Genomic DNA, 19,751 nt, shown 5'->3' with positions numbered 1-19,751 from the left:
TGACCCAGAGGTGGTTTATTCCTCTTCGTCTTCAAAGATAGTTGGTTCAATCGCATCATCAATTATAACATTGCCTAAATCGTCCACCTCAATATTATCGTTATCAAAATTAGTCATCGTGTAATGCAGTTTACTGCTCACTTTTACTAAATAAATAGCATCTGGTGTTTTAACTTCAATGGCTTCAATTATTTCGTTTCTGTGGTTATCAAAAGTAATAATGTCGTCGTCTCCGTAGCCATCTGGAAATTTTTCAGTCAAAAGATTTAAAACTTCCGGAGTTAGTTTTTTGTAATCAACTATAATCCTTTTCATAATTAAAAAATTTAATTGATAATTAAATTAAGTTGCAATAGTTATAAAATTACAAAAAAATATATTTAACTCGCATAAAATTCAAAAGCATCAATTATAATAGCATCATCCACTAAACAATCAATTTTAGGTACGCCAATTTTTTCAAGCAACACAAAGTTTATATTGCCGTGGTTGTTTTTCTTGTCGTATTTTAATAAGTCTATAATGCTTTGATGCTCGCTCTTATCAATGTCTACTTTTTCGTAAAAACTTAAAAATAGGGTTTTGATTTCCTCGGTGGTTTGTCTTGGAAAACCAACTAATTCCGTGGAAATATAACTCGCTAAAATCATTCCAACAATAATGGCCTCACCGTGCAATAATTCTTTTTTATTGGGATTGCTTAAAAAATAAGATTCTATGGCGTGACCAAGAGTATGACCGAAATTCAATGTTTTTCTAAGGCCATTTTCAAAAGGATCTTCTTCAACTACATTCTTTTTAATGATAACCGATTCGTAAATCAATTCGTCTAAATTGTCAACCGATAACTTTGATAAATCCTTAAATTTATTCCAATATTTTTCATCACTAATTAAACCGTGTTTTAGCATTTCGGCCAAACCGGACCGCATTTGGTTTTGTGGCAGTGTTTGCAAAAAAGCCGTATCAATCAGTACCAAATCGGGTGTGCTAATTACGCCAATTTGGTTTTTTAAATGTCCTAAATCCACACCGGTTTTACCGCCAACAGAGGCGTCAACCATGGATAGTAAAGAGGTCGGCACATTAATATAGGCAATCCCTCTTTTAAAAGTAGATGCCACAAAACCGCCTAAATCCGTAACCACGCCACCGCCAACATTTATAAGTAAACTTTTCCTGTCGGCATTTAATTCAGAAAGCGTATCCCAAACGCCAGTACAAGTATCTATGGTTTTATGTTCCTCGCCAGCTTCTATCTCTATAATTTCAATAACGGCATTAGTTTCAAGTTTTGCTAAAAAATTTGGCAAGCAATGCTCATGCGTATTCTCATCTACCAAAATAAAAATTATGGAAAAATTATTTTTTTTAAGATGCTCATTCAGTGAGATGTAACATGCTTCATTGAAATAAATTGTAGAATCATTTGCTGTAATCGAATTCATAAAAAATAATACGGTTAATTAAAGCAGTGAAATTAAGGAGTTTTTATATAAAATGATAACGAACTCTTAATTATATTTGTGCAAAATTTTATTGATTATGCAAAAAGTCGACCCTATTTTTGAAAATACCGAAATAGCTTTCGCGCTTAAAAGTGACTCTGAGTTAGAGCGCGCCTATTTTTTGTTTAAAATGATTTCTATCGAGCCTTTGGTAAAAATAGGAACCGCAGCAACCAACTTTGCAATAAAGGCACATCTGCCCATCGAAGGGCTTATCCGCTCTACGGTATTCGACCATTTTTGCGGTGGTGTAAACGAAGATGATTGCTTACCCGTTATAGATAGAATGTATGAAAAAGGAGTGAGCTCCGTTCTTGATTATTCTGTTGAAGGCAAAGAAAATGTAACCCAATTTGATGCGGCATTAAAGGTGGTTCTAAAAATTATAGATTTCGCAAAGGAAATTGATGCGATTCCAATTGCGGTGTTTAAGCCAACTGGTTTTGGTCGGTTTTATTTATATGAAAAATTAAGCAAAGGCGAAGCTTTAACAGAAAAGGAACAAGAAGAATGGGAAAGGGTAGTGAACAGATACGATGCTGTTTGTAAAAAATCCAAGGAAAATGACATTGCTATTTTAATTGATGCCGAAGAAAGTTGGATGCAAGATGCCGCCGATGATTTGATTACACAAATGATGCGAAAGTACAATACCGAAAAGTCTATTGTTTTTAATACCTTACAAATGTACAGGCACGATAGATTGGACTTTTTAAAACAACAACATGCCTTGGCAAAAAAAGAGGGGTTTTATTTGGGCTATAAATTGGTACGTGGCGCTTACATGGAAAAAGAAAATGACCGTGCGGAAGAAAAAGGGTATGTATCACCTATTTGCGAAAATAAAAAAGCAACCGATACCAATTTTGATGAAGGCCTAAGATATATTTTAGATAACTTAAATGACATTTCTCTGTTCTCTGGAACGCACAACGAAGAGAGCTCGTATTTATTAATGCAACTCATGCAAGAACACGGTTTGGAAAATAACGATCCGCGTGTTTGGTTTGGACAGTTATACGGGATGAGCGACCATATTAGTTATAATTTGGCAGACAGAGGCTATAACGTAGCAAAGTACATGCCTTTTGGCCCAGTAAGAGATGTGATGCCCTATTTGATTAGACGTGCCGAAGAAAACACATCGGTTGCCGGACAAACCAGTAGAGAACTTAATTTATTGGCCAAAGAGAAGAAACGTAGAAAACAAAAATAATCACATATACTTTTCAAGAATTGCTTTAATTTCTGAAAGTGAATTATAAGGTGAAATTTCCAATAATTCATCAATATCCATTGCTTTTGTAAGCTCTCCATTTTTGCTTTTCACACGCATAATATCTTTGTGCGGTGTGGGCATCAATGTTTCATTTTTCGTTACTATCTCCTCATGCAGTTTTTCACCAGGGCGAATTTTTGTGATTTTAATAGCTATGTCTTCGCTATAAAATGTCGTTAAGGCTTTCGCTAAATCCATTATTTTAATTGGCGTTCCCATGTTAAAAGTAAAAACAGAAGGCTTAAAATCTTTAAAAGTTGCTATTTCCAATATCAAATTACACGCTTTATGTTTACAGATAAAATAGCGGGAAATGTCTTTATTGGTAACGGTTAACGGTTTTCCTGAATGAATTTGATTTATAAATAAAGGCACAACCGAACCACTTGAACCAAATATATTTCCAAACCGTGTGATGATGAATTTAGTTTGGTCCGGATTGTTCAAATGCAATAAGTAGCGTTCGGCAATACGCTTTGTCATTCCCATAGCACTTATGGGATTAACGGCTTTATCGGTAGAAATAAAAACGAATTTTTTAACCTCGTGCACAATGGATAAATCTGCCAAAAGTTTCGTGCCAATAATATTGAGCTTCACGGCTTCATAAGGAATACATTCCATTAATGGCACATGTTTGTACGCTGCGGTATGAAAAACCAGTGTTGGTTGGTGTGTTTTAAAAAGATAATCCAGAGATGCTTTATCGGTTATGTTTAGTAATATAAATTCTACATCATCTGTATCGCCCTCTAATTCTTGTTGAAGTTCGTAAAGCGGCGATTCGGCTATATCAACTAAAATAAGTTTTTTGTAACGGCAATGTATGAGTTGTTTTGAAAGCTCGCTACCTATAGAACCTGCTGCACCTGTAATTAAAATAGTGTCGTTTGAAAAATCTAAGCTGCGATAGTTTTTTTTAGAATTATTCTTTAAATGAAGTAAACCGGAATCGTTAATTAATTGTTGAATATGATTTGAGACTGACGCATCCATGGGCTATTAACTTCGGTGAAATATAGGCTTTTATATAAAATTCACATGTGCAAAATAGGAATATTTAGTCTTTATAACAAATAGTAAATAAAAACCATTCTATTTTGTAATTACTTTTATTACCGTTAAGAAAATCAGTTTTAAGTCAAAAAAGAAATTGCGCTTTTCAATATACATTTTATTAAACCGTAATTTATCAGGAATTATGGTTTTAATAAAAAATTCCTCGGGATTTTCGGCAGCTTTTAAAAGCTCAACTTCGTTTCTGTATTTTAACGATGCCAATCCCGTAATGCCCGGTCTGACTTTAAAAATTCTCATGTCATCATCGTTATAAAAATTTACATAATAACGCAATTCCGGTCTTGGACCAACAAAACTCATATCGCCCTTTAAAATATTTATAAGTTGAGGGAATTCATCGATTTTATAACGTCGTAAAAAATAGCCGATTTTGGTGATACGCGAATCATGATTGCCCAACGTTAACAATCCCTTTTTTTCGGACTTAACATGCATCGTTCTAAACTTAAAAATGTTAAAATCGACATTGTTTTTACCAACCCGATTCTGAATAAACAAAACGGGACCTTTAGAATCAACTTTGATTAAAATGGCAATTAATATGAGAAAAGGAGCGAGGAGTAGTAATCCTATAAAGGAAAAAACCAAATCGAAAACGCGTTTTACCATACTGTTTTCACGTTAGTTACTGTGGCAGTGCTATCGCAATTTTCAACGGTTAGAATAATTTCCTTTTCGTTATAATCGCCTTCTATCACATAAATACCACATGGTTTTTGCCGTGTTTCGCTTTTAGAAAAATTAATATCACCCTTTTTTAAAACATAACGTATGGCGATACTATCATTAATGGTATCATCATTATATTTTATAACTTTTGAATTGATGTTTTTTAAAACCCTGGCATCTGGTCCATAATCGCAAGACACCTTTTTACCGTTTAAAAAAAAAGCCAAAATAATTAACCCTATTGAGAAGCCGCCCAAATAGTAGCCAATACGCTGTATTAATTTCATATACCTAAAAAATAACGTTTAATAAGGAAAGCTGGTTCTAAAATATGAGCAAATTAATATCGCTATACTTTAAATCGAACCATTCGCCAACAGGTTTGCTGGTTAAAATCCCGTGGTAAAAATACAATCCATTTTTTAAACCTCTATCAAATCTTAGAGAATTTTCAATACCGCCTTCTTCGGCTATTTTTAACAAATAAGGTGTAAAAATGTTGCTTATTGAAACGGAAGCGGTTCGGGAGTATTTTGCAGGTATATTTGGCACACAATAGTGTACCACGTTATGCTTTATAAATGTTGGCTTTTTGTGTGTAGTAACCTCACTGGTTTCAAAGCAACCGCCCATATCAATACTAACATCAATTATTACGGCGCCTTTTTTCATGTGTTGCACCATAGCTTCGGTAACCAAAATAGGCGATCGGTTTTTTCCGCGTACTGCACCAATAGCAACATCGCATCGTTTTAAGGCTTTGGTTAGGTTTTTTGGTTGTAAAGTTGAAGTAAAAAGCGGGCGTCCAAGATTGGTTTGAATGCTTCTTAATTTTGTAATGGAATTATCGAATATTTTTACATTGGCGCCTAAACCAATAGCGCTTCTGGCGGCAAATTCGCCTACGGTTCCCGCACCGAGAATAACTACTTCAACGGGCGGAACACCACTAATGTTACCAAACATTAACCCATTGCCATCTGTACTATTAGATAGTAATTCGGCGGCAATTAAGGTAGATGCCGTACCTGCAATTTCACTTAATGACCTAACGGCAGGATAGGTACCGTCTGCGTCTCTAATAAACTCAAAGGCCAAGGCCGTAATACGCTTTGACGCCAAGGCTTCGAAGTATGTTTTTTCTTGAGTTTTAAGCTGTAAAGCAGATATTAATATGGTTTGTGGGTTAATTAATTTTATTTGCTCCAGGCTTGGTGGTTCTACTTTTAAAATCATGGGGCACGAAAAAACCTTAGCCGTATCTTTTGTTATTTCCGCACCTGCTTCACTATAATCCTTATCGCTAAAATTGGCGCCTTCACCAGCTCCAGACTCCATTAAAACCTGATGCCCGTTATAAACAAGTGCAGAAACGGCATCTGGTGTTAAACAGACTCTTTTTTCCTGATAAGCTGTTTCTTTTGGGATTCCAATAAAAAGTTTACCTTTTCGTTTTTTGATTTCAAGCATTTCCTCTTGAGGCAAAAGTTGTTGTTTAGTAAAAGGTGACAAGTATTTTGACATGGTTTGGTTTGTTAAATAAAAATGAAATTACGAATAATTTCTGATTGCTTTACATAGAGAAGAATATTATTTTATAATTTCTGTAAGAAAAAATTTTGGAATTAATGTGGATTTGCCCCATCTCTATTTAGTATAATTATTTTATGTTTGTGTTTTAGATAGACTATGATTTTAAAACCTACTCATTTCCTTTTATTTATTTTTTCTATTTCCTGTTTTTCCCAAGATTTTAGCGTAAACGGATTTGTTAAAGATGATAAAAACGCCCCAATCGCCTATGCTAATGTCGTTGTTACTGAAAATTCAGAAGCGCTAAAAGATATTGTTACCGGCACCTCAACCGATGAAAATGGAGCTTTTACAATTAACAATTTAAAAGCTGGAAATTACACCTTTAAGGTTAGCTTTTTAGGCTATAAATCAAACTCGATAACTGTTGAGATTAATGAGGATACTATATTAAAAACCATTGTTTTAGAAGAAAACCTAGAGGCGCTGGACGATGTTACTGTTATTGCCAAAAGACCAACAATAAAAAGGCTGGTTGACCGCTTAGTTTTTGATGTGGAAAACTCTACTTTGTCAAACACCAATGTTTTGGATGTTTTAAAACATACTCCGGGTGTATTGGTGCATGATGGTGGTATTACAATTAAAAACGCTACTCCCACGGTTTATATAAATGATAGAAAAGTCCATTTGTCGTCAAATGAAATTCAGCAACTATTAGAGGGCACATCGGCAACCAACGTTAAATCTATCGAGGTTATTACAAACCCACCGGCAAAATACGAAGCAGAAGGCGGAGCCGTACTTAATATCAAAACCAGTAAAAACATTATTGCTGGGTATAACGGCAGTGTTTTTGGGAATTATAAACAAGGTTCGGAATTTCCAAAATATGCATTGGGCACAAACCATTTTTTTAAAACTAAAAAACTAAGTACGTATTTCAATTACAGTTTAAATCCGAGGGAAGATTTTAGGCATAACAACGAATCGTTAAATTTTTCAGATAACACGAGTTGGGAAACCGATTTTAAAAGAAGTCGAAAATCTGCAAATCAAAATATAAACGCCAATTTGGATTACGATTTTAACGAAAATAACAGTTTAGGGTTTTCAGCAAATATTTTAATGGCGCCGAGAAAAGCCAGTAAAACAAACATAAACTCATTAACCGAAGTTTATCATATTTCCAAAGTACTGGATTCAACTTTTAATACATCAAATAACAAAGTAAACGAAACTTTTAACCTTGCTTTTAACTTAGATTATATTCATAAATTTAAAAGGGCAGGAGAGAAGCTGTCTGTCAGCTTACATTATACCGATTATGATTTTTCTGATTTTCAAGATGTGAATACCGGTTATTTTTTGCCAAATAATAGCACGGCATTTAGGAACAATAAGTTTCAAACATATTCCAGTCAAGAAATAAAACTAAATACGGGGCAAGTTGATTACGAGTTGCCCATTAGCGCCTCTGCACATTTTGAAGCTGGAGCTAAAATATCCAATATCAATTCCGAAAGTATTTTAAATCAGTTTGCTTTTGAAAACGGTGTAAAAACTGAAGACGTACAAAACTCGGATACGTTTTTATACGATGAATTAAACTATGCGGCTTACACCAGTTACTCGAAAGATTGGGAGGCATGGAGTTTAAAATCTGGTCTTAGGGTTGAGTTTACAAACATTGAAGGGACTTCGATATCCACAAATCAAAAGAATGACAATAACTATGTTAAGTTTTTCCCGTCGTTCCATATTTTAAACAAACTGAATGATAATAACGAGATTTATTTTAATTATAATAAACGCATCCACAGACCCAGATATAGCCAGCTAAATCCATTTAAATACTTTTTAAATGATAATGCTTATACAACTGGAGACCCGTATTTAAAACCACAGATTGACAATACATTTACTTTAGGCTATACTTTAAAAAATAAATACACTTTTGAAGTGTATTATACATTTGAAAAAAATCCCACGTATGAAATCGTATTTCAGGACAATGATAATTATATATTAAAGTATATTAATGCCAATATAGATAGTAGTATTTCTTACGGACTGGATTTTACAACATATACTGAAGTGCTGCCACGTTGGAATTTGTATGTGCTATCTTCGTTATTTTATTATGAAAACCAGTTTTTTGCGCTTGAAAGCGCTAATGAGTTGCTATCTGTAGACAAATGGTCTGTATATGCTCAAATTATTAATTACTTTTCTTTTTTAGAAGATAATAGTTTAACGGCAGATGTTTCTTATTTACATATTTCTCCTATTGCAGGCGGTGCATCACTTGTAAGTGCCAGATCGGGTTTTGATGTTAATTTAAGAAAAACATTATGGAATAATAGGGCATCTGTAAGCATTGGTGTTACAGATATATTCAATACACAAAACTTTACGCAAACAACAAGATATTTAAATCAAGATGTGTTTTTTAAATCTCGAATGGAAAACCGGTTGTTTACTTTTGGGTTCAACTATAAGTTTGGAAACTTTAGACTGCGTACCAATAAAAAAGAAATAATATTAGACGAACGTGACAGATTGGGCAACATAACCAATTAAAAATACTGTTTTATTTTGGCCCAAAAGTTTTTGGGAGATATTTTAAATTCATCCTCTAGTTCTTCTAAAGATTTATTGGCCTCATTTATTTTATTGAATATTCGTGCTCTAATTAGATAAATTGAGGGTATAACTATTGCCATAACAGGTAATAAATAAATGACTTGGTTTTCTTCAGCAAAAATTAAATCGTCATTAAACACTTGGATTATCTGGAATACATACATAGCAATTGGCACCAATAAAGTATGATACCACCAATGTTTGCAAGTAAAAAACCATATAAACAACAAGAATAAAGGAATAAACTTTGTGATAAGAGTCCATGCTAACACATGGATACTTTCGTAATAATTGCTCTCATAAATACCAAAAAAAGTGTCCCAGGTTTTTACATCTGGAACACTTTTGTATAAAGTATATAGGAATGGTGTAATTGCTATTAGTGTTGCAATTATACTACCTATAACTAAAGATTTTCTATCCGTGTGTTGGAACTTTAATCTTTCTTTTGTCAATTTTTGCTGTTTGTTGTGCATCAAGGTTGTACTGATTAGCAGATTGGGCTAAGAATAACATACCTCCAAAAATTGCGATTGCCATTAAATACTTTTTAGTTTTCATTCTTTTAAGGGATTTAAATTAATTAATTATTTAATCCAAATGTAACTAATGACTATCTTGAAGAAAGTGCTTAAATGTTAAAATTATGTTAAAAACCGTGTTTTTTAAAATTTACGCTGTGGGTTTCCCGTAATTCTTCAAATTTTAGAGTGTTTATGTTATTTTTTTATTCAAATTATACTTTAATTTAGACTGTCTGCTTTAATATTTATTTTTAAAATTCTTTTGTTTCTGTTGTCAAAATCAATATGAATTGTATTAAAATCTTCATACAAAACCGATTCAATTTTTTCTGGCCATTCAATTAACTTCCAATGTTCAGAATCTAAATAATCTTCTATACCAAAATTATAAGCCTCTTCAATATCGTTTATTCTATATAAATCGAAATGATAAATCAGTCCGTCATCAATTTGATATTCATTAACAATTGAAAAGGTTGGGCTGCTTACTTCATCATCACTACCAAGTGCTTTAACTAAGGCTTTTATTAGCGTTGTTTTACCAACTCCCATATTACCATAAAATAATAAAGTTTTACTAGTTGCATTTTCAATTATTTTCTTTGCAACGTTTTTAACTTCATTTAACTCATAGCTGATTTTCAATGTGTAAATTTTTATAATGCAATGTTAACTAAAATTTTTAATAAAACCTAACCAATAATGTATTTCGTCGGTTTTTTTGGTATTACATGGATTTTATTTTGGATTTAAGACCACGAATGGAATAATCATTTCTTCCAACGAAACACCACCGTGTTGATAGGTATTTCTAAAATAACTGACGTAGTGATTGTAGTTATTCGGATAGGCGAAAAACAAGTCGCTTTTCGCAAAAATATAAGAACTGCTCATGGTTATAGACGGTAAATGGATGTTTTTTGGGTTTTTTGCCACCAATACATCTTTGTCATCATAGGTTAAGCTTCTTCCTGTTTTATAGCGCAAGTTTAAACTGGTGTCTCTATCGCCAACAACTTTTGATGGATTTTTAACATTAATCGTACCATGATCGGTAGTTAGCATAAGCTTAAAACCAAGTTGTTGGGCGAGCTGAATCATTTCCAATAAGGGTGAGTTTTTAAACCAGCTAAGTGCCAGTGATCTGTATGCTTTATCGTTTGATGCGAGTTCCTTAACCACTTCCATTTCGGTTTTGGAATGTGATAGCATATCGACAAAATTATAAACCAAAACCGTTAAATCGTTGTTTTTTAATGAGTTGAAGTTTTCAACCAATTTTTTACCGGTTTTTAGGTTTGTTATTTTATGGTATTCGTAATTTAAATGGTTCAAGCCCAATCGTTTCATTTGGCTTTCTAAAAATTCTGCTTCGAAAAGATTTTTACCGCCATCATCGGTATCGTTTTTCCAATATTGAGGAAATAGTTTTTCCATATCGCTTGGCATTAACCCAGAGAAAATAGCATTTCTGGCATACTGGGTTGCGGTTGGAAGAATACTGAAAAAGGCATCTTCAGATTCTTTTTTGTAATAATTATTAATGATGGGCTCGAAAACCTTCCATTGGTCGTACCGCAAATTATCGATAACCACCAGAAGCGTTGGTTGTTCTTTGCTTAACTGTGGCGCGATTTTCTCCTTAAACAAGGTGTGCGACATTACGGGCGCCTCTGTATTTGGCTGAAACCAACCCGTGTACTTTTTTTCTATAAACTTGCCAAATTGAATGTTTGCTTCATTTTTTTGGGATTCTAAAATCTCGAACATACCGGCGTCTTCGATATCTTCCAATTGAATTTCCCAATAAATTAGTTTTTGATAAAGGCTTACCCATTCGTCATAAGAATTAACCATAGACAAATCCATAGCTATTTTTCTAAACTCTTGTTGATAATTTGAGGTTGTTTTCTCTGAAATCAATCTGGAGTGGTCTAAATTCTTTTTTAGGCTCAATAATATTTGGTTGGGGTTAACGGGTTTAATCAAGTAATCGGCTATTTTGTTGCCAATAGCTTCTTCCATAATATATTCCTCTTCGCTTTTGGTAATCATAACTACAGGAAGGTTGTCTTGTTTTTCTTTAATTTCGTTCAAGGTTTCAAGACCGGTCAATCCAGGCATGTTTTCATCTAAAAAAACAATATCAAACTTTACATCATCTAAAATATCAATAGCCTCAGTACCGCTATTGCATGTGGTAACTTTGTAATTTTTCTTTTCTAAAAATAATATATGTGGTTTAAGTAAATCAATTTCATCATCAACCCATAGTATATTTATTGTGCTCATATAGTTATATTTGTAAATATTTAATTAAAAAGTAAAGTTTGAACAAACTTAAGATATTAAACGACCCAATTTACGGTTTTATTACCATACCAAATTCATTAATATTTGATTTAATACAGCACAAGTACTTTCAGCGTTTGCGCAGAATTACACAAATGGGCATGTCTTATTTGGTGTATCCCGGGGCACATCACACGCGTTTTCATCACGCTATTGGCTGTGTGCATTTAATGCAACAAGCGGTTAATGTACTTCGTTTTAAAGGGGTTGCCATTTCGAAAGCTGAAGAAGAAGCGCTTTACATTGCCATTTTATTGCACGATATTGGGCACGGGCCGTTTTCTCACGCCATGGAACACAGCATTGTAAACAATGTGTCGCACGAGCAAATTTCGTTGCTTTTTATGGAGCGGCTAAACGAAGAATTTAACTCAAATTTAACGTTGGCCATTAAAATTTTTAAAGGCGAATATCACAGGAATTTTATGTGCGAATTAATTTCGGGCCAATTGGATATGGATAGAGCCGATTACTTGAAACGCGATAGTTTTTATACCGGTGTAGCCGAGGGAAACATAAACAGCGAGCGCTTAATTACCATGTTAAACGTTGTAAATGATGAGTTGGTTGTTGAAGAAAAAGGCATTTATAGTGTTGAAAAATTTATAGTTGCCAGACGGCTGATGTATTGGCAAGTGTATTTGCACAAAACAGGATTGGTTGCCGAACAATTATTGATAAGGGTTTTAAAACGCGCCAAAGAATTAACGAGCTTAGGCGTGAAGCTGAATGCCAGTAAATCGCTTCAGTATTTTTTGCAACATGAAATTTCGATAGAAAATTTTAATGAAGAAACCCTAAACATATTCTCTCAATTGGATGATTACGATATTATTTCGGCAATGAAAGAATGGCAACACCACGACGATTTTGTGCTGCGTAATTTATGCGAAATGATAATCAACCGGGATTTATTGAAAATTAAAATGAAAAACAAGTTGGTTATTAAAGGCAAGCTTGAAAAACACATTCAAAAATTAATTAAAAAGTACGCCATTTCAAAAGAAGAAGCCTCCTATTTTGTGTTTACGGGAAGTATTTCAAATCAGGCGTATCAATTAAAGCACCAAAACATAAACATATTGCACAAGTCAGGTAAAATTCAAGACATTGTAAAGGCTTCCGATCAGTTAAACCTTAAAGCCTTATCAAAACCGGTAACCAAATACTATATCTGTTATCCGAAAGAACATATTGCAACCAAAAAACAATAGATGGTGGCACATGAAAAACTTTAGCACATTTTTCCTATTTTTGCGGTAATCAAAAAAACAACAAATTTTAAAGTGTGAAATGAGCATAATCAAAACATTAAATACAAATAATATTTTCTCTATGCGAATTACATCTGACATAATAATCAATTTACTTTCAAACAGATGAAATTTACAGCACAGCAAATAGCAGATATATTAGAGGGCGAAGTCGTTGGTAACCCAGATGTTGAAGTGTCAAGACTTTCAAAGATTGAAGAAGGTACCGAAGGCTCCTTAACGTTTCTTGCTAACCCAAAATACACATCATACATATATTCCACCAAGGCATCCATTGCTATAGTAAACAAGGTTTTTGATCCGGAAGTAGAGATTAATGCCACATTGATTAAAGTGGATGATGCTTATAAATCCTTTTCTAAATTACTTGAGTATTACAATCAAATAAAAAACGTTAAAACAGGTATTGAAAGTCCGGCTTTTATATCTGATTCCGCAAGACATGGCGAAGATGTTTACGTAGGCGCGTTTTCATATATTGGAGAAAATGTAAATATTGGAAGTAAAGTAAAAATATACCCAAACGCTTATATAGGCGATAACGTGGTTATAGATGATTATACCGTTATATTTTCTGGAGCTAAAATTTATTCAGATTGTATTATTGGTAAACATTGTGTTATTAATTCTGGGGTAATCATTGGAGCAGACGGTTTTGGTTATGCGCCAACCGAAAAAGGCCAATATAATAAAGTGCCACAAATAGGAAATGTGATTATTGAAGATTTCGTAGAAGTTGGTGCGGCTACCACCATAGACCGGGCAACCTTGGGTTCAACCATTATAAGAAGTGGTGTTAAGTTGGATAACCAAATTCAAATAGCGCACAATGTCGAGATTGGTAAAAACACGGTTATTGCTGCCCAAACGGGAGTTGCGGGATCTACTAAAATTGGAGAAAATTGCCAAATAGGCGGGCAGGTTGGTATTGTTGGCCATATTACCATAGGTAATAATGTAAAAATACAGGCACAATCTGGAATTGGTAGAAATGTAAAAGATAACGAAGTCCTGCAAGGGTCGCCGGCCTTACCTTATGCAGATTTTAACAAATCTTATGTACACTTTAAAAACTTACCAAAAATTGTTAGGAATATTAATGATTTAGAAAAAAGCAAATGGGAATAGTTAACACAGAAATAAAACAAAAAACCTTAAAGAACGAGGTGTCTTTAAAAGGGGTGGGGTTGCATACCGGGAAAAATGTAACCTTAACATTTAAACCGGCTGCCGCCAATTCAGGACTTGCTTTTAAGCGTATCGATTTGGAAGGTGCGCCAGTTATTGAGGCAAATGCCAACTTTGTAACCAATACGCAACGCGGTACCTGTTTAGAAAAAAACGGTGTTATTATACAAACCTCAGAGCACGTGCTTGCCGCTTTAGTGGGATTGGATGTCGACAATGCTATTATTGAATTAAATGAATCTGAACCCCCAATTATGGATGGGTCTTCAAAGTTTTTTGTTGAAGCCATTGAGGAAGCAGGAATAGTTGAGTTGGATGCGTTTAGGGAAGAATATGTGGTAACAGACGTTATTTCTTATACCGATGAAGAATCAGGCAGCGAGATTTTAGTAATGCCTTCCAAAGAGTATCAAATTACGACAATGGTCGATTTTGGCACTAAGGTTTTAGGCACTCAAAACGCGACTTTAAATACCATTTCAGATTTTAAAGAAGATATTGCAGATTCGCGAACCTTTAGTTTCTTGCATGAAATTGAAATGCTTTTAGAGCATGGTTTGATAAAAGGTGGTGATTTGAATAACGCCATTGTTTATGTGGATAAAGAGTTATCGCCCGAAACAATGGAAAAATTAAGAGTAGCCTTTAAAAAAGACAACATAGCCGTAAAACCAAATGGTATTTTAGATAATCTTACACTACATCATCCTAACGAAGCCGCAAGACATAAATTACTTGATGTTTTGGGCGATTTAGCTCTTGTAGGTACAAGAATACGAGGTAAGGTAATTGCCAATAAACCCGGACATTTTGTAAACACACAGTTCGCAAAAAAATTGTCTAAAATTATAAAAAACGAACGTCGTAATAATGTGCCGAATATTGATTTGAACCAACCGCCTTTAATGGATGTTACCCAAATTATGGCAATGCTTCCGCACAGGCAGCCATTTTTGTTAATCGATAAGGTTTTTGAACTGTCCGACCATCATGTTATCGCAACTAAAAATGTAACCATGAACGAAGAGTTCTTTAAAGGTCATTTTCCCGGTGCTCCCGTAATGCCTGGTGTTTTAATTGTTGAAGCCATGGCACAAACAGGGGGCGTACTCGTTTTAAACACGGTACCAGACCCAGAAAATTACTTGACATTTTTTATGAAAATGGATAATGTTAAGTTTAAGCAAAAAGTATCTCCGGGCGACACTTTAATTTTTAAATGTGATTTAATATCACCCATACGCCGAGGTATTTGCCACATGCAAGGTTATGCGTACGCTAACGGAAAGTTATGTGCAGAAGCTGAACTAATGGCTCAAATATCAAAAGTTAAATAACTAATAAACCAGCAGTGTTTTTCATATTCAATTAAACTAGAAACATTACATTGCGAACACATTTTTACATACTTATCAATATAAAATTACAAAAATGAATCAACCACTAGCTTACGTCCACCCGGGCGCAAAAATTGCTAAAAATGTTGTGATAGAGCCTTTTACTACTATTCATAATAATGTTAAAATAGGTGAAGGCACTTGGATAGGGAGTAACGTTACCATAATGGAAGGTGCTCGCATAGGTAAAAACTGCAATATCTTTCCAGGAGCAGTAATTTCTGCTGTGCCGCAAGATTTAAAATATAACGACGAAGACACCACGGTTGAAATAGGCGACAACGTTACCATTCGAGAATGCGTAACCATAAATAGAGGTACGGCCGATAGAATGAAAACCGTCATCGGTAACAATTGTTTAATTATGGCCTATTGCCACATCGCGCATGATTGTATTGTTGGGAATAACTGTATTTTTTCAAACAACAGCACGCTTGCAGGCCATATCAATATTGGCGACTATGTGGTTTTAGCGGGCATGACAGCCGTTCATCAATTTGTATCCATAGGCAATCACGCTTTTGTAACCGGTGGTTCCTTGGTTAGAAAAGATGTGCCTCCTTATGTAAAGGCTGCCAGAGAACCTTTGTCTTACGTTGGTATAAATTCCGTAGGGTTGAGACGTCGCGGTTATTCAACTGAAAAAATAAGGGAAATCCAGAATATTTACAGAATACTTTATCAAAAAAATTACAACAACACACAGGCTTCAGGGATTATTGAAGTTGAAATGGAAGCCACTTCAGAACGTGACGAAATTCTTCAATTTATAAAGAATTCACAACGCGGTATTATGAAAGGCTACTTCAAATCGAATTAAAAGCCCATTTTTGAAAAATTCAAATGAATAGTTTTCAACGCAACAACAAACAAATAACAACTTAACGACAAAACATGGCAAGTACATCAGATATTAGAAACGGATTATGTATCAAATACAACAACGACATCTATAAAATAATTGAATTTTTACACGTAAAACCTGGTAAAGGACCAGCTTTTGTTCGAACAAAAATGAAAAGTGTTACAAGCGGAAAGGTGCTGGAAAACACATTTTCAGCAGGTCATAAAATTGATGATGTACGCGTAGAAACCCATAAATTTCAGTATTTATACAATGATGGCGAGTTTTATCACTTTATGAACGAAGCCGATTACACACAAATTAGATTGCTTGAAGCTGCTTTAGACAGACCGGATTTAATGAAAGAAGGCGAAGTGGTTACGGTTATTATTAACACAGAAGATAATATGCCGTTATCGGTAGAAATGCCAGCAAGTGTTATTTTAGAGGTTACCGCCACCGAACCCGGAGTAAAGGGCAATACGGCAACCAACGCTACCAAACCTGCAACCGTTGAAACAGGTGCAGAGGTAAATGTACCTTTATTTATTAATGAAGGTGATAAAATTAAAATTGAAACCGACAAAGGGACGTACAAAGAACGTGTTAAGGAATAATGAAGTTTCCTAAAACACATACTTTAAAAGAAATAGCGCAATTAATTGATTGTGAATATATTGGTGATGATAATTTTCCTGTTTTGGGCATGAATGAAATTCATGTGGTTGAATCTGGAGACATTGTTTTTGTCGATCACCCGAAGTATTACGATAAGGCTTTAGAATCAAAAGCAACCATTATATTAATCAATAAAAAAGTGGATTGCCCAGAAGGCAAAGCATTGCTTATTAGCGATGACCCGTTTAGGGATTTCAATAAACTTACCAATCATTTTAAGCCCTTTCAATCTTCAAATAACCAAATATCAAATTCTGCTAAAATTGGAAAAAACACGGTAATCCAACCGAATTGCTTTATTGGCAACAATGTCGTTATTGGAGACTATTGCATCATTCATTCCAATGTAAGTATTTATGATAATGCTATTATTGGCGACTATGTTGAAATTCACTCAGGTTCGGTTTTAGGGGCCAGTGCATTCTATTATAAAAACAGACCTTCAGGCTTCGATCAACTAAAATCTGGTGGGCGTGTCGTTATTGGAAACCATGTAGATATTGGTGCAGCTTGTACTATCGATCGAGGTGTAACTGCCGATACAACCATTAAAGAAGGCACAAAAATAGATAATCAAGTGCAAATTGGGCACGATACCGTTATTGGCAAAAAATGCTTAATAGCATCGCAAGTTGGTATCGCTGGTTGTGTTATTATTGAAGACGAAGTAACCATTTGGGGGCAAGTGGGAATTACCAGTGGCATTACCATTGGTGCTAAAGCCGTTATATCGGCAAAGGCAGGCGTTAGTAAATCTTTAGAGGGTGGCAAAAGCTATTTTGGAATTCCTGCAGACGACTTCCGTACAAAATATAAAGAAATCGCTTCGATTAGAAAGATTCCAGAGTTGCTGGAAAAATTAAAGCAAAGCGAAAAAAAGTAATTCAGTTTTTACTTTAAAAATAGAATTAAAAAATTACTTTTGTAAGTGATTAAATTAATGATAAATAATCTTCTATGAGTGTTTTAGTAAACAAAGATTCAAAAATTATAGTTCAAGGATTTACAGGTAGCGAAGGCACGTTCCATGCTACCCAAATGATAGAATACGGTACCAATGTTGTTGGTGGTGTAACCCCGGGCAAAGGTGGTCAAACCCATTTAGACAAACCCGTTTTTAACACTGTTAAAGAGGCTGTTGATAAAGTTGGTGCAGATACTACGATTATTTTCGTACCGCCAGCATTTGCTGCCGATGCCATCATGGAAGCAGCCGATGCCGGTATCAAAGTAATTATTACGATAACTGAGGGCATACCTGTTGCTGATATGATTATAGCAGCAAATTATATAAAAAATAAAGATTGCAGATTAATTGGCCCTAACTGCCCTGGAGTAATCACTCCCGATGAAGCTAAAGTTGGTATCATGCCTGGTTTTGTTTTCAAAAAAGGAAAAGTGGGTATTGTTTCCAAATCTGGAACCTTAACTTATGAAGCGGCCGACCAAGTTGTAAAACAAGGTTTAGGGATTACAACCGCTATTGGAATTGGTGGCGATCCAATTATTGGAACAACCACTAAAGAAGCCGTTGAGTTATTAATTAACGACCCGGAAACAGAAGCTGTTGTTATGATAGGTGAAATTGGCGGACAATTGGAAGCCGATGCAGCAAACTGGTACAAAGCCAGTGGAAGCAAAAAACCCGTAGTTGGTTTTATTGCCGGCGAAACCGCTCCTGCAGGTCGAACCATGGGGCACGCTGGTGCTATTGTTGGCGGAAGTGATGATACCGCTCAGGCCAAAAAGAAAATTATGAGAGCTTGTGGGATTCACGTTGTGGATTCACCAGCCGAAATTGGTAAAAAAATAGCTGAAGTTTTAGCATAAAAACAGACCGTTTAGACTGAAATAAATTAACAAAGACCATTAAAGACCTCACATAATTTTGTGAGGTTTTTTTATTTATGGCAATCTAGGATTTACTATATTTGAAAGGAAAATAAATACTAACCAAAGAAAAGCGAATTCAAATAGTTATTATTTTGTATTCGTGGCTACTAAAAATAATATATAATGAAATTATTAGAAGGAAAAACGGCCATCATCACAGGGGCAAGTAGAGGAATCGGAAAAGGCATTGCAAAAATATTTGCAGAACATGGTGCCAATGTTGCATTTACATACAGCTCTTCGGTTGAAGCAGCAAACGAACTTGAAAGCGAATTAAATGCTTCGGGTGTAAAAGCTAAAGGCTATAAAAGCAATGCGGCGAGTTTTGATGAAGCTCAAAAATTAGCTGAAGATGTGGCGGCCGAATTTGGAAGTATTGATATTTTAGTTAACAATGCCGGTATTACCAAAGACAATTTATTAATGCGTATTACCGAGGAAGATTTTGATAAAGTTATCGAAGTTAATTTAAAATCGGTTTTTAACATGACAAAAGCCGTACAGCGCACTATGCTAAAACAACGCAAGGGCTCTATAATCAATATGAGTTCGGTGGTTGGCGTAAAAGGAAATGCGGGTCAAACCAATTACGCAGCTTCAAAAGCGGGGATTATTGGATTTTCAAAATCCGTGGCATTGGAATTGGGTTCAAGAAACATACGAAGCAATGTGGTTGCTCCCGGGTTTATTGAAACCGAAATGACTGCTAAATTAGATGAAGAAGTTGTAAAAGGATGGCGTGCAGCCATACCATTAAAACGCGGCGGAACTCCAGAAGATATCGCCAACGTTTGCGTGTTTTTAGCGAGCGACATGAGTGCCTACGTTACGGGACAGACCCTAAACGTTGATGGCGGCATGCTTACTTAATCTATTAAAAAAAGCG

20 protein-coding genes are annotated in these 19,751 nt (G+C 34.8%); 10 read left to right on the top strand and 10 right to left on the bottom strand.

Going from position 1 to position 19,751, the window contains the following annotated elements; genetic code table 11:
- Positions 1-15 precede the first annotated feature (15 nt).
- Together RNZ47_RS07310 and aroB are read right to left on the bottom strand one after the other, a co-directional pair.
- Positions 16-315: a hypothetical protein gene (locus tag RNZ47_RS07310; RefSeq protein WP_311938324.1), complete on the bottom strand. Its 300-nt coding sequence runs from the start codon at positions 313-315 to the stop codon at positions 16-18.
- A gap of 65 nt (positions 316-380) precedes the next feature.
- On the bottom strand, positions 381-1,448 hold the full coding sequence (gene aroB, locus RNZ47_RS07305) for a 3-dehydroquinate synthase (protein WP_311938318.1): 1,068 nt from the start codon (positions 1,446-1,448) through the stop codon (positions 381-383).
- A gap of 97 nt (positions 1,449-1,545) precedes the next feature.
- Here aroB and RNZ47_RS07300 point away from each other — a divergent pair, with 97 nt between their 5' ends.
- Positions 1,546-2,724 carry a proline dehydrogenase family protein gene (locus tag RNZ47_RS07300; protein ID WP_311938315.1) on the top strand — a complete coding sequence of 393 codons (1,179 nt, stop codon included), beginning with the start codon at positions 1,546-1,548 and terminating at the stop codon, positions 2,722-2,724.
- On the opposite strand, the gene RNZ47_RS07295 is transcribed toward RNZ47_RS07300, so the two are convergent.
- The 4 genes from RNZ47_RS07295 to RNZ47_RS07280 all read right to left on the bottom strand — a co-directional run bounded on the left by RNZ47_RS07295 (position 2,725) and on the right by RNZ47_RS07280 (position 6,060).
- Positions 2,725-3,783 carry an SDR family NAD(P)-dependent oxidoreductase gene (locus RNZ47_RS07295; RefSeq protein ID WP_311938313.1) on the bottom strand — a complete coding sequence of 353 codons (1,059 nt, stop codon included), beginning with the start codon at positions 3,781-3,783 and terminating at the stop codon, positions 2,725-2,727.
- Between the two features lie 99 nt (positions 3,784-3,882).
- Complete coding sequence (locus tag RNZ47_RS07290; protein ID WP_311938311.1) at positions 3,883-4,476, bottom strand: sugar transferase; 594 nt, start codon at positions 4,474-4,476, stop codon at positions 3,883-3,885.
- Complete coding sequence (locus tag RNZ47_RS07285) at positions 4,470-4,823, bottom strand: hypothetical protein (protein WP_311938309.1); 354 nt, start codon at positions 4,821-4,823, stop codon at positions 4,470-4,472. Before RNZ47_RS07285 ends, RNZ47_RS07290 begins: the two co-directional genes overlap by 7 nt.
- Before the next feature lie 37 nt (positions 4,824-4,860).
- On the bottom strand, positions 4,861-6,060 hold the full coding sequence (locus RNZ47_RS07280) for an alanine dehydrogenase (protein ID WP_311938308.1): 1,200 nt from the start codon (positions 6,058-6,060) through the stop codon (positions 4,861-4,863).
- 165 nt (positions 6,061-6,225) lie between these two features.
- Here RNZ47_RS07280 and RNZ47_RS07275 point away from each other — a divergent pair, with 165 nt between their 5' ends.
- Positions 6,226-8,652, top strand: coding sequence for a TonB-dependent receptor domain-containing protein (locus RNZ47_RS07275; RefSeq protein ID WP_311938306.1), 2,427 nt, complete (start codon positions 6,226-6,228; stop codon positions 8,650-8,652).
- On the opposite strand, the gene RNZ47_RS07270 is transcribed toward RNZ47_RS07275, so the two are convergent.
- From RNZ47_RS07270 to porX, 4 genes are all read right to left on the bottom strand, one after another.
- On the bottom strand, positions 8,649-9,170 hold the full coding sequence (locus RNZ47_RS07270; RefSeq protein WP_311938300.1) for a hypothetical protein: 522 nt from the start codon (positions 9,168-9,170) through the stop codon (positions 8,649-8,651). The two genes, RNZ47_RS07275 and RNZ47_RS07270, sit on opposite strands and share 4 nt — an antisense overlap.
- On the bottom strand, positions 9,133-9,276 hold the full coding sequence (locus tag RNZ47_RS07265) for a hypothetical protein (RefSeq protein WP_311938294.1): 144 nt from the start codon (positions 9,274-9,276) through the stop codon (positions 9,133-9,135). The genes RNZ47_RS07270 and RNZ47_RS07265 overlap by 38 nt, the downstream gene beginning before the upstream one ends.
- A 182-nt stretch (positions 9,277-9,458) precedes the next feature.
- Positions 9,459-9,884 carry a tRNA (adenosine(37)-N6)-threonylcarbamoyltransferase complex ATPase subunit type 1 TsaE gene (gene tsaE, locus RNZ47_RS07260; protein ID WP_311938287.1) on the bottom strand — a complete coding sequence of 142 codons (426 nt, stop codon included), beginning with the start codon at positions 9,882-9,884 and terminating at the stop codon, positions 9,459-9,461.
- A gap of 93 nt (positions 9,885-9,977) precedes the next feature.
- Positions 9,978-11,531: a T9SS response regulator signal transducer PorX gene (gene porX / locus RNZ47_RS07255; protein ID WP_311938286.1), complete on the bottom strand. Its 1,554-nt coding sequence runs from the start codon at positions 11,529-11,531 to the stop codon at positions 9,978-9,980.
- Between the two features lie 38 nt (positions 11,532-11,569).
- Here porX and RNZ47_RS07250 point away from each other — a divergent pair, with 38 nt between their 5' ends.
- The 8 genes from RNZ47_RS07250 (at position 11,570) to fabG (ending at position 19,735) form a co-directional block, all read left to right on the top strand.
- Positions 11,570-12,805 (top strand): HD domain-containing protein, encoded by a 1,236-nt coding sequence (locus RNZ47_RS07250; protein ID WP_311938284.1) that lies wholly within the window; start codon positions 11,570-11,572, stop codon positions 12,803-12,805.
- Positions 12,806-12,970: 165 nt separating this feature from the next.
- Positions 12,971-13,993 (top strand): UDP-3-O-(3-hydroxymyristoyl)glucosamine N-acyltransferase, encoded by a 1,023-nt coding sequence (gene lpxD / locus RNZ47_RS07245; protein WP_311938276.1) that lies wholly within the window; start codon positions 12,971-12,973, stop codon positions 13,991-13,993.
- On the top strand, positions 13,984-15,390 hold the full coding sequence (locus RNZ47_RS07240) for a bifunctional UDP-3-O-[3-hydroxymyristoyl] N-acetylglucosamine deacetylase/3-hydroxyacyl-ACP dehydratase (protein ID WP_311938269.1): 1,407 nt from the start codon (positions 13,984-13,986) through the stop codon (positions 15,388-15,390). The genes lpxD and RNZ47_RS07240 overlap by 10 nt, the downstream gene beginning before the upstream one ends.
- Before the next feature lie 94 nt (positions 15,391-15,484).
- The gene (gene lpxA / locus RNZ47_RS07235; RefSeq protein ID WP_311938267.1) at positions 15,485-16,270 is read left to right on the top strand and encodes an acyl-ACP--UDP-N-acetylglucosamine O-acyltransferase; all 786 of its coding nucleotides are present in this window, start codon (positions 15,485-15,487) and stop codon (positions 16,268-16,270) included.
- 74 nt (positions 16,271-16,344) lie between these two features.
- Positions 16,345-16,911 (top strand): elongation factor P, encoded by a 567-nt coding sequence (gene efp / locus RNZ47_RS07230; RefSeq protein WP_311938265.1) that lies wholly within the window; start codon positions 16,345-16,347, stop codon positions 16,909-16,911.
- Entirely contained in the window at positions 16,911-17,855 is a 945-nt protein-coding gene (locus tag RNZ47_RS07225; protein WP_311938263.1) for a UDP-3-O-(3-hydroxymyristoyl)glucosamine N-acyltransferase, read from the top strand. The genes efp and RNZ47_RS07225 overlap by 1 nt, the downstream gene beginning before the upstream one ends.
- A gap of 74 nt (positions 17,856-17,929) precedes the next feature.
- Positions 17,930-18,802, top strand: coding sequence for a succinate--CoA ligase subunit alpha (gene sucD / locus RNZ47_RS07220; RefSeq protein WP_311938258.1), 873 nt, complete (start codon positions 17,930-17,932; stop codon positions 18,800-18,802).
- 186 nt (positions 18,803-18,988) lie between these two features.
- Entirely contained in the window at positions 18,989-19,735 is a 747-nt protein-coding gene (gene fabG / locus RNZ47_RS07215; RefSeq protein WP_311938251.1) for a 3-oxoacyl-[acyl-carrier-protein] reductase, read from the top strand.
- Positions 19,736-19,751: the final 16 nt, after the last annotated feature.

The organism is Hwangdonia seohaensis (genome assembly GCF_031932625.1).
Classification (GTDB): domain Bacteria; phylum Bacteroidota; class Bacteroidia; order Flavobacteriales; family Flavobacteriaceae; genus Hwangdonia; species Hwangdonia seohaensis.
This window is presented reverse-complemented; position numbering and strand designations above follow the sequence as displayed.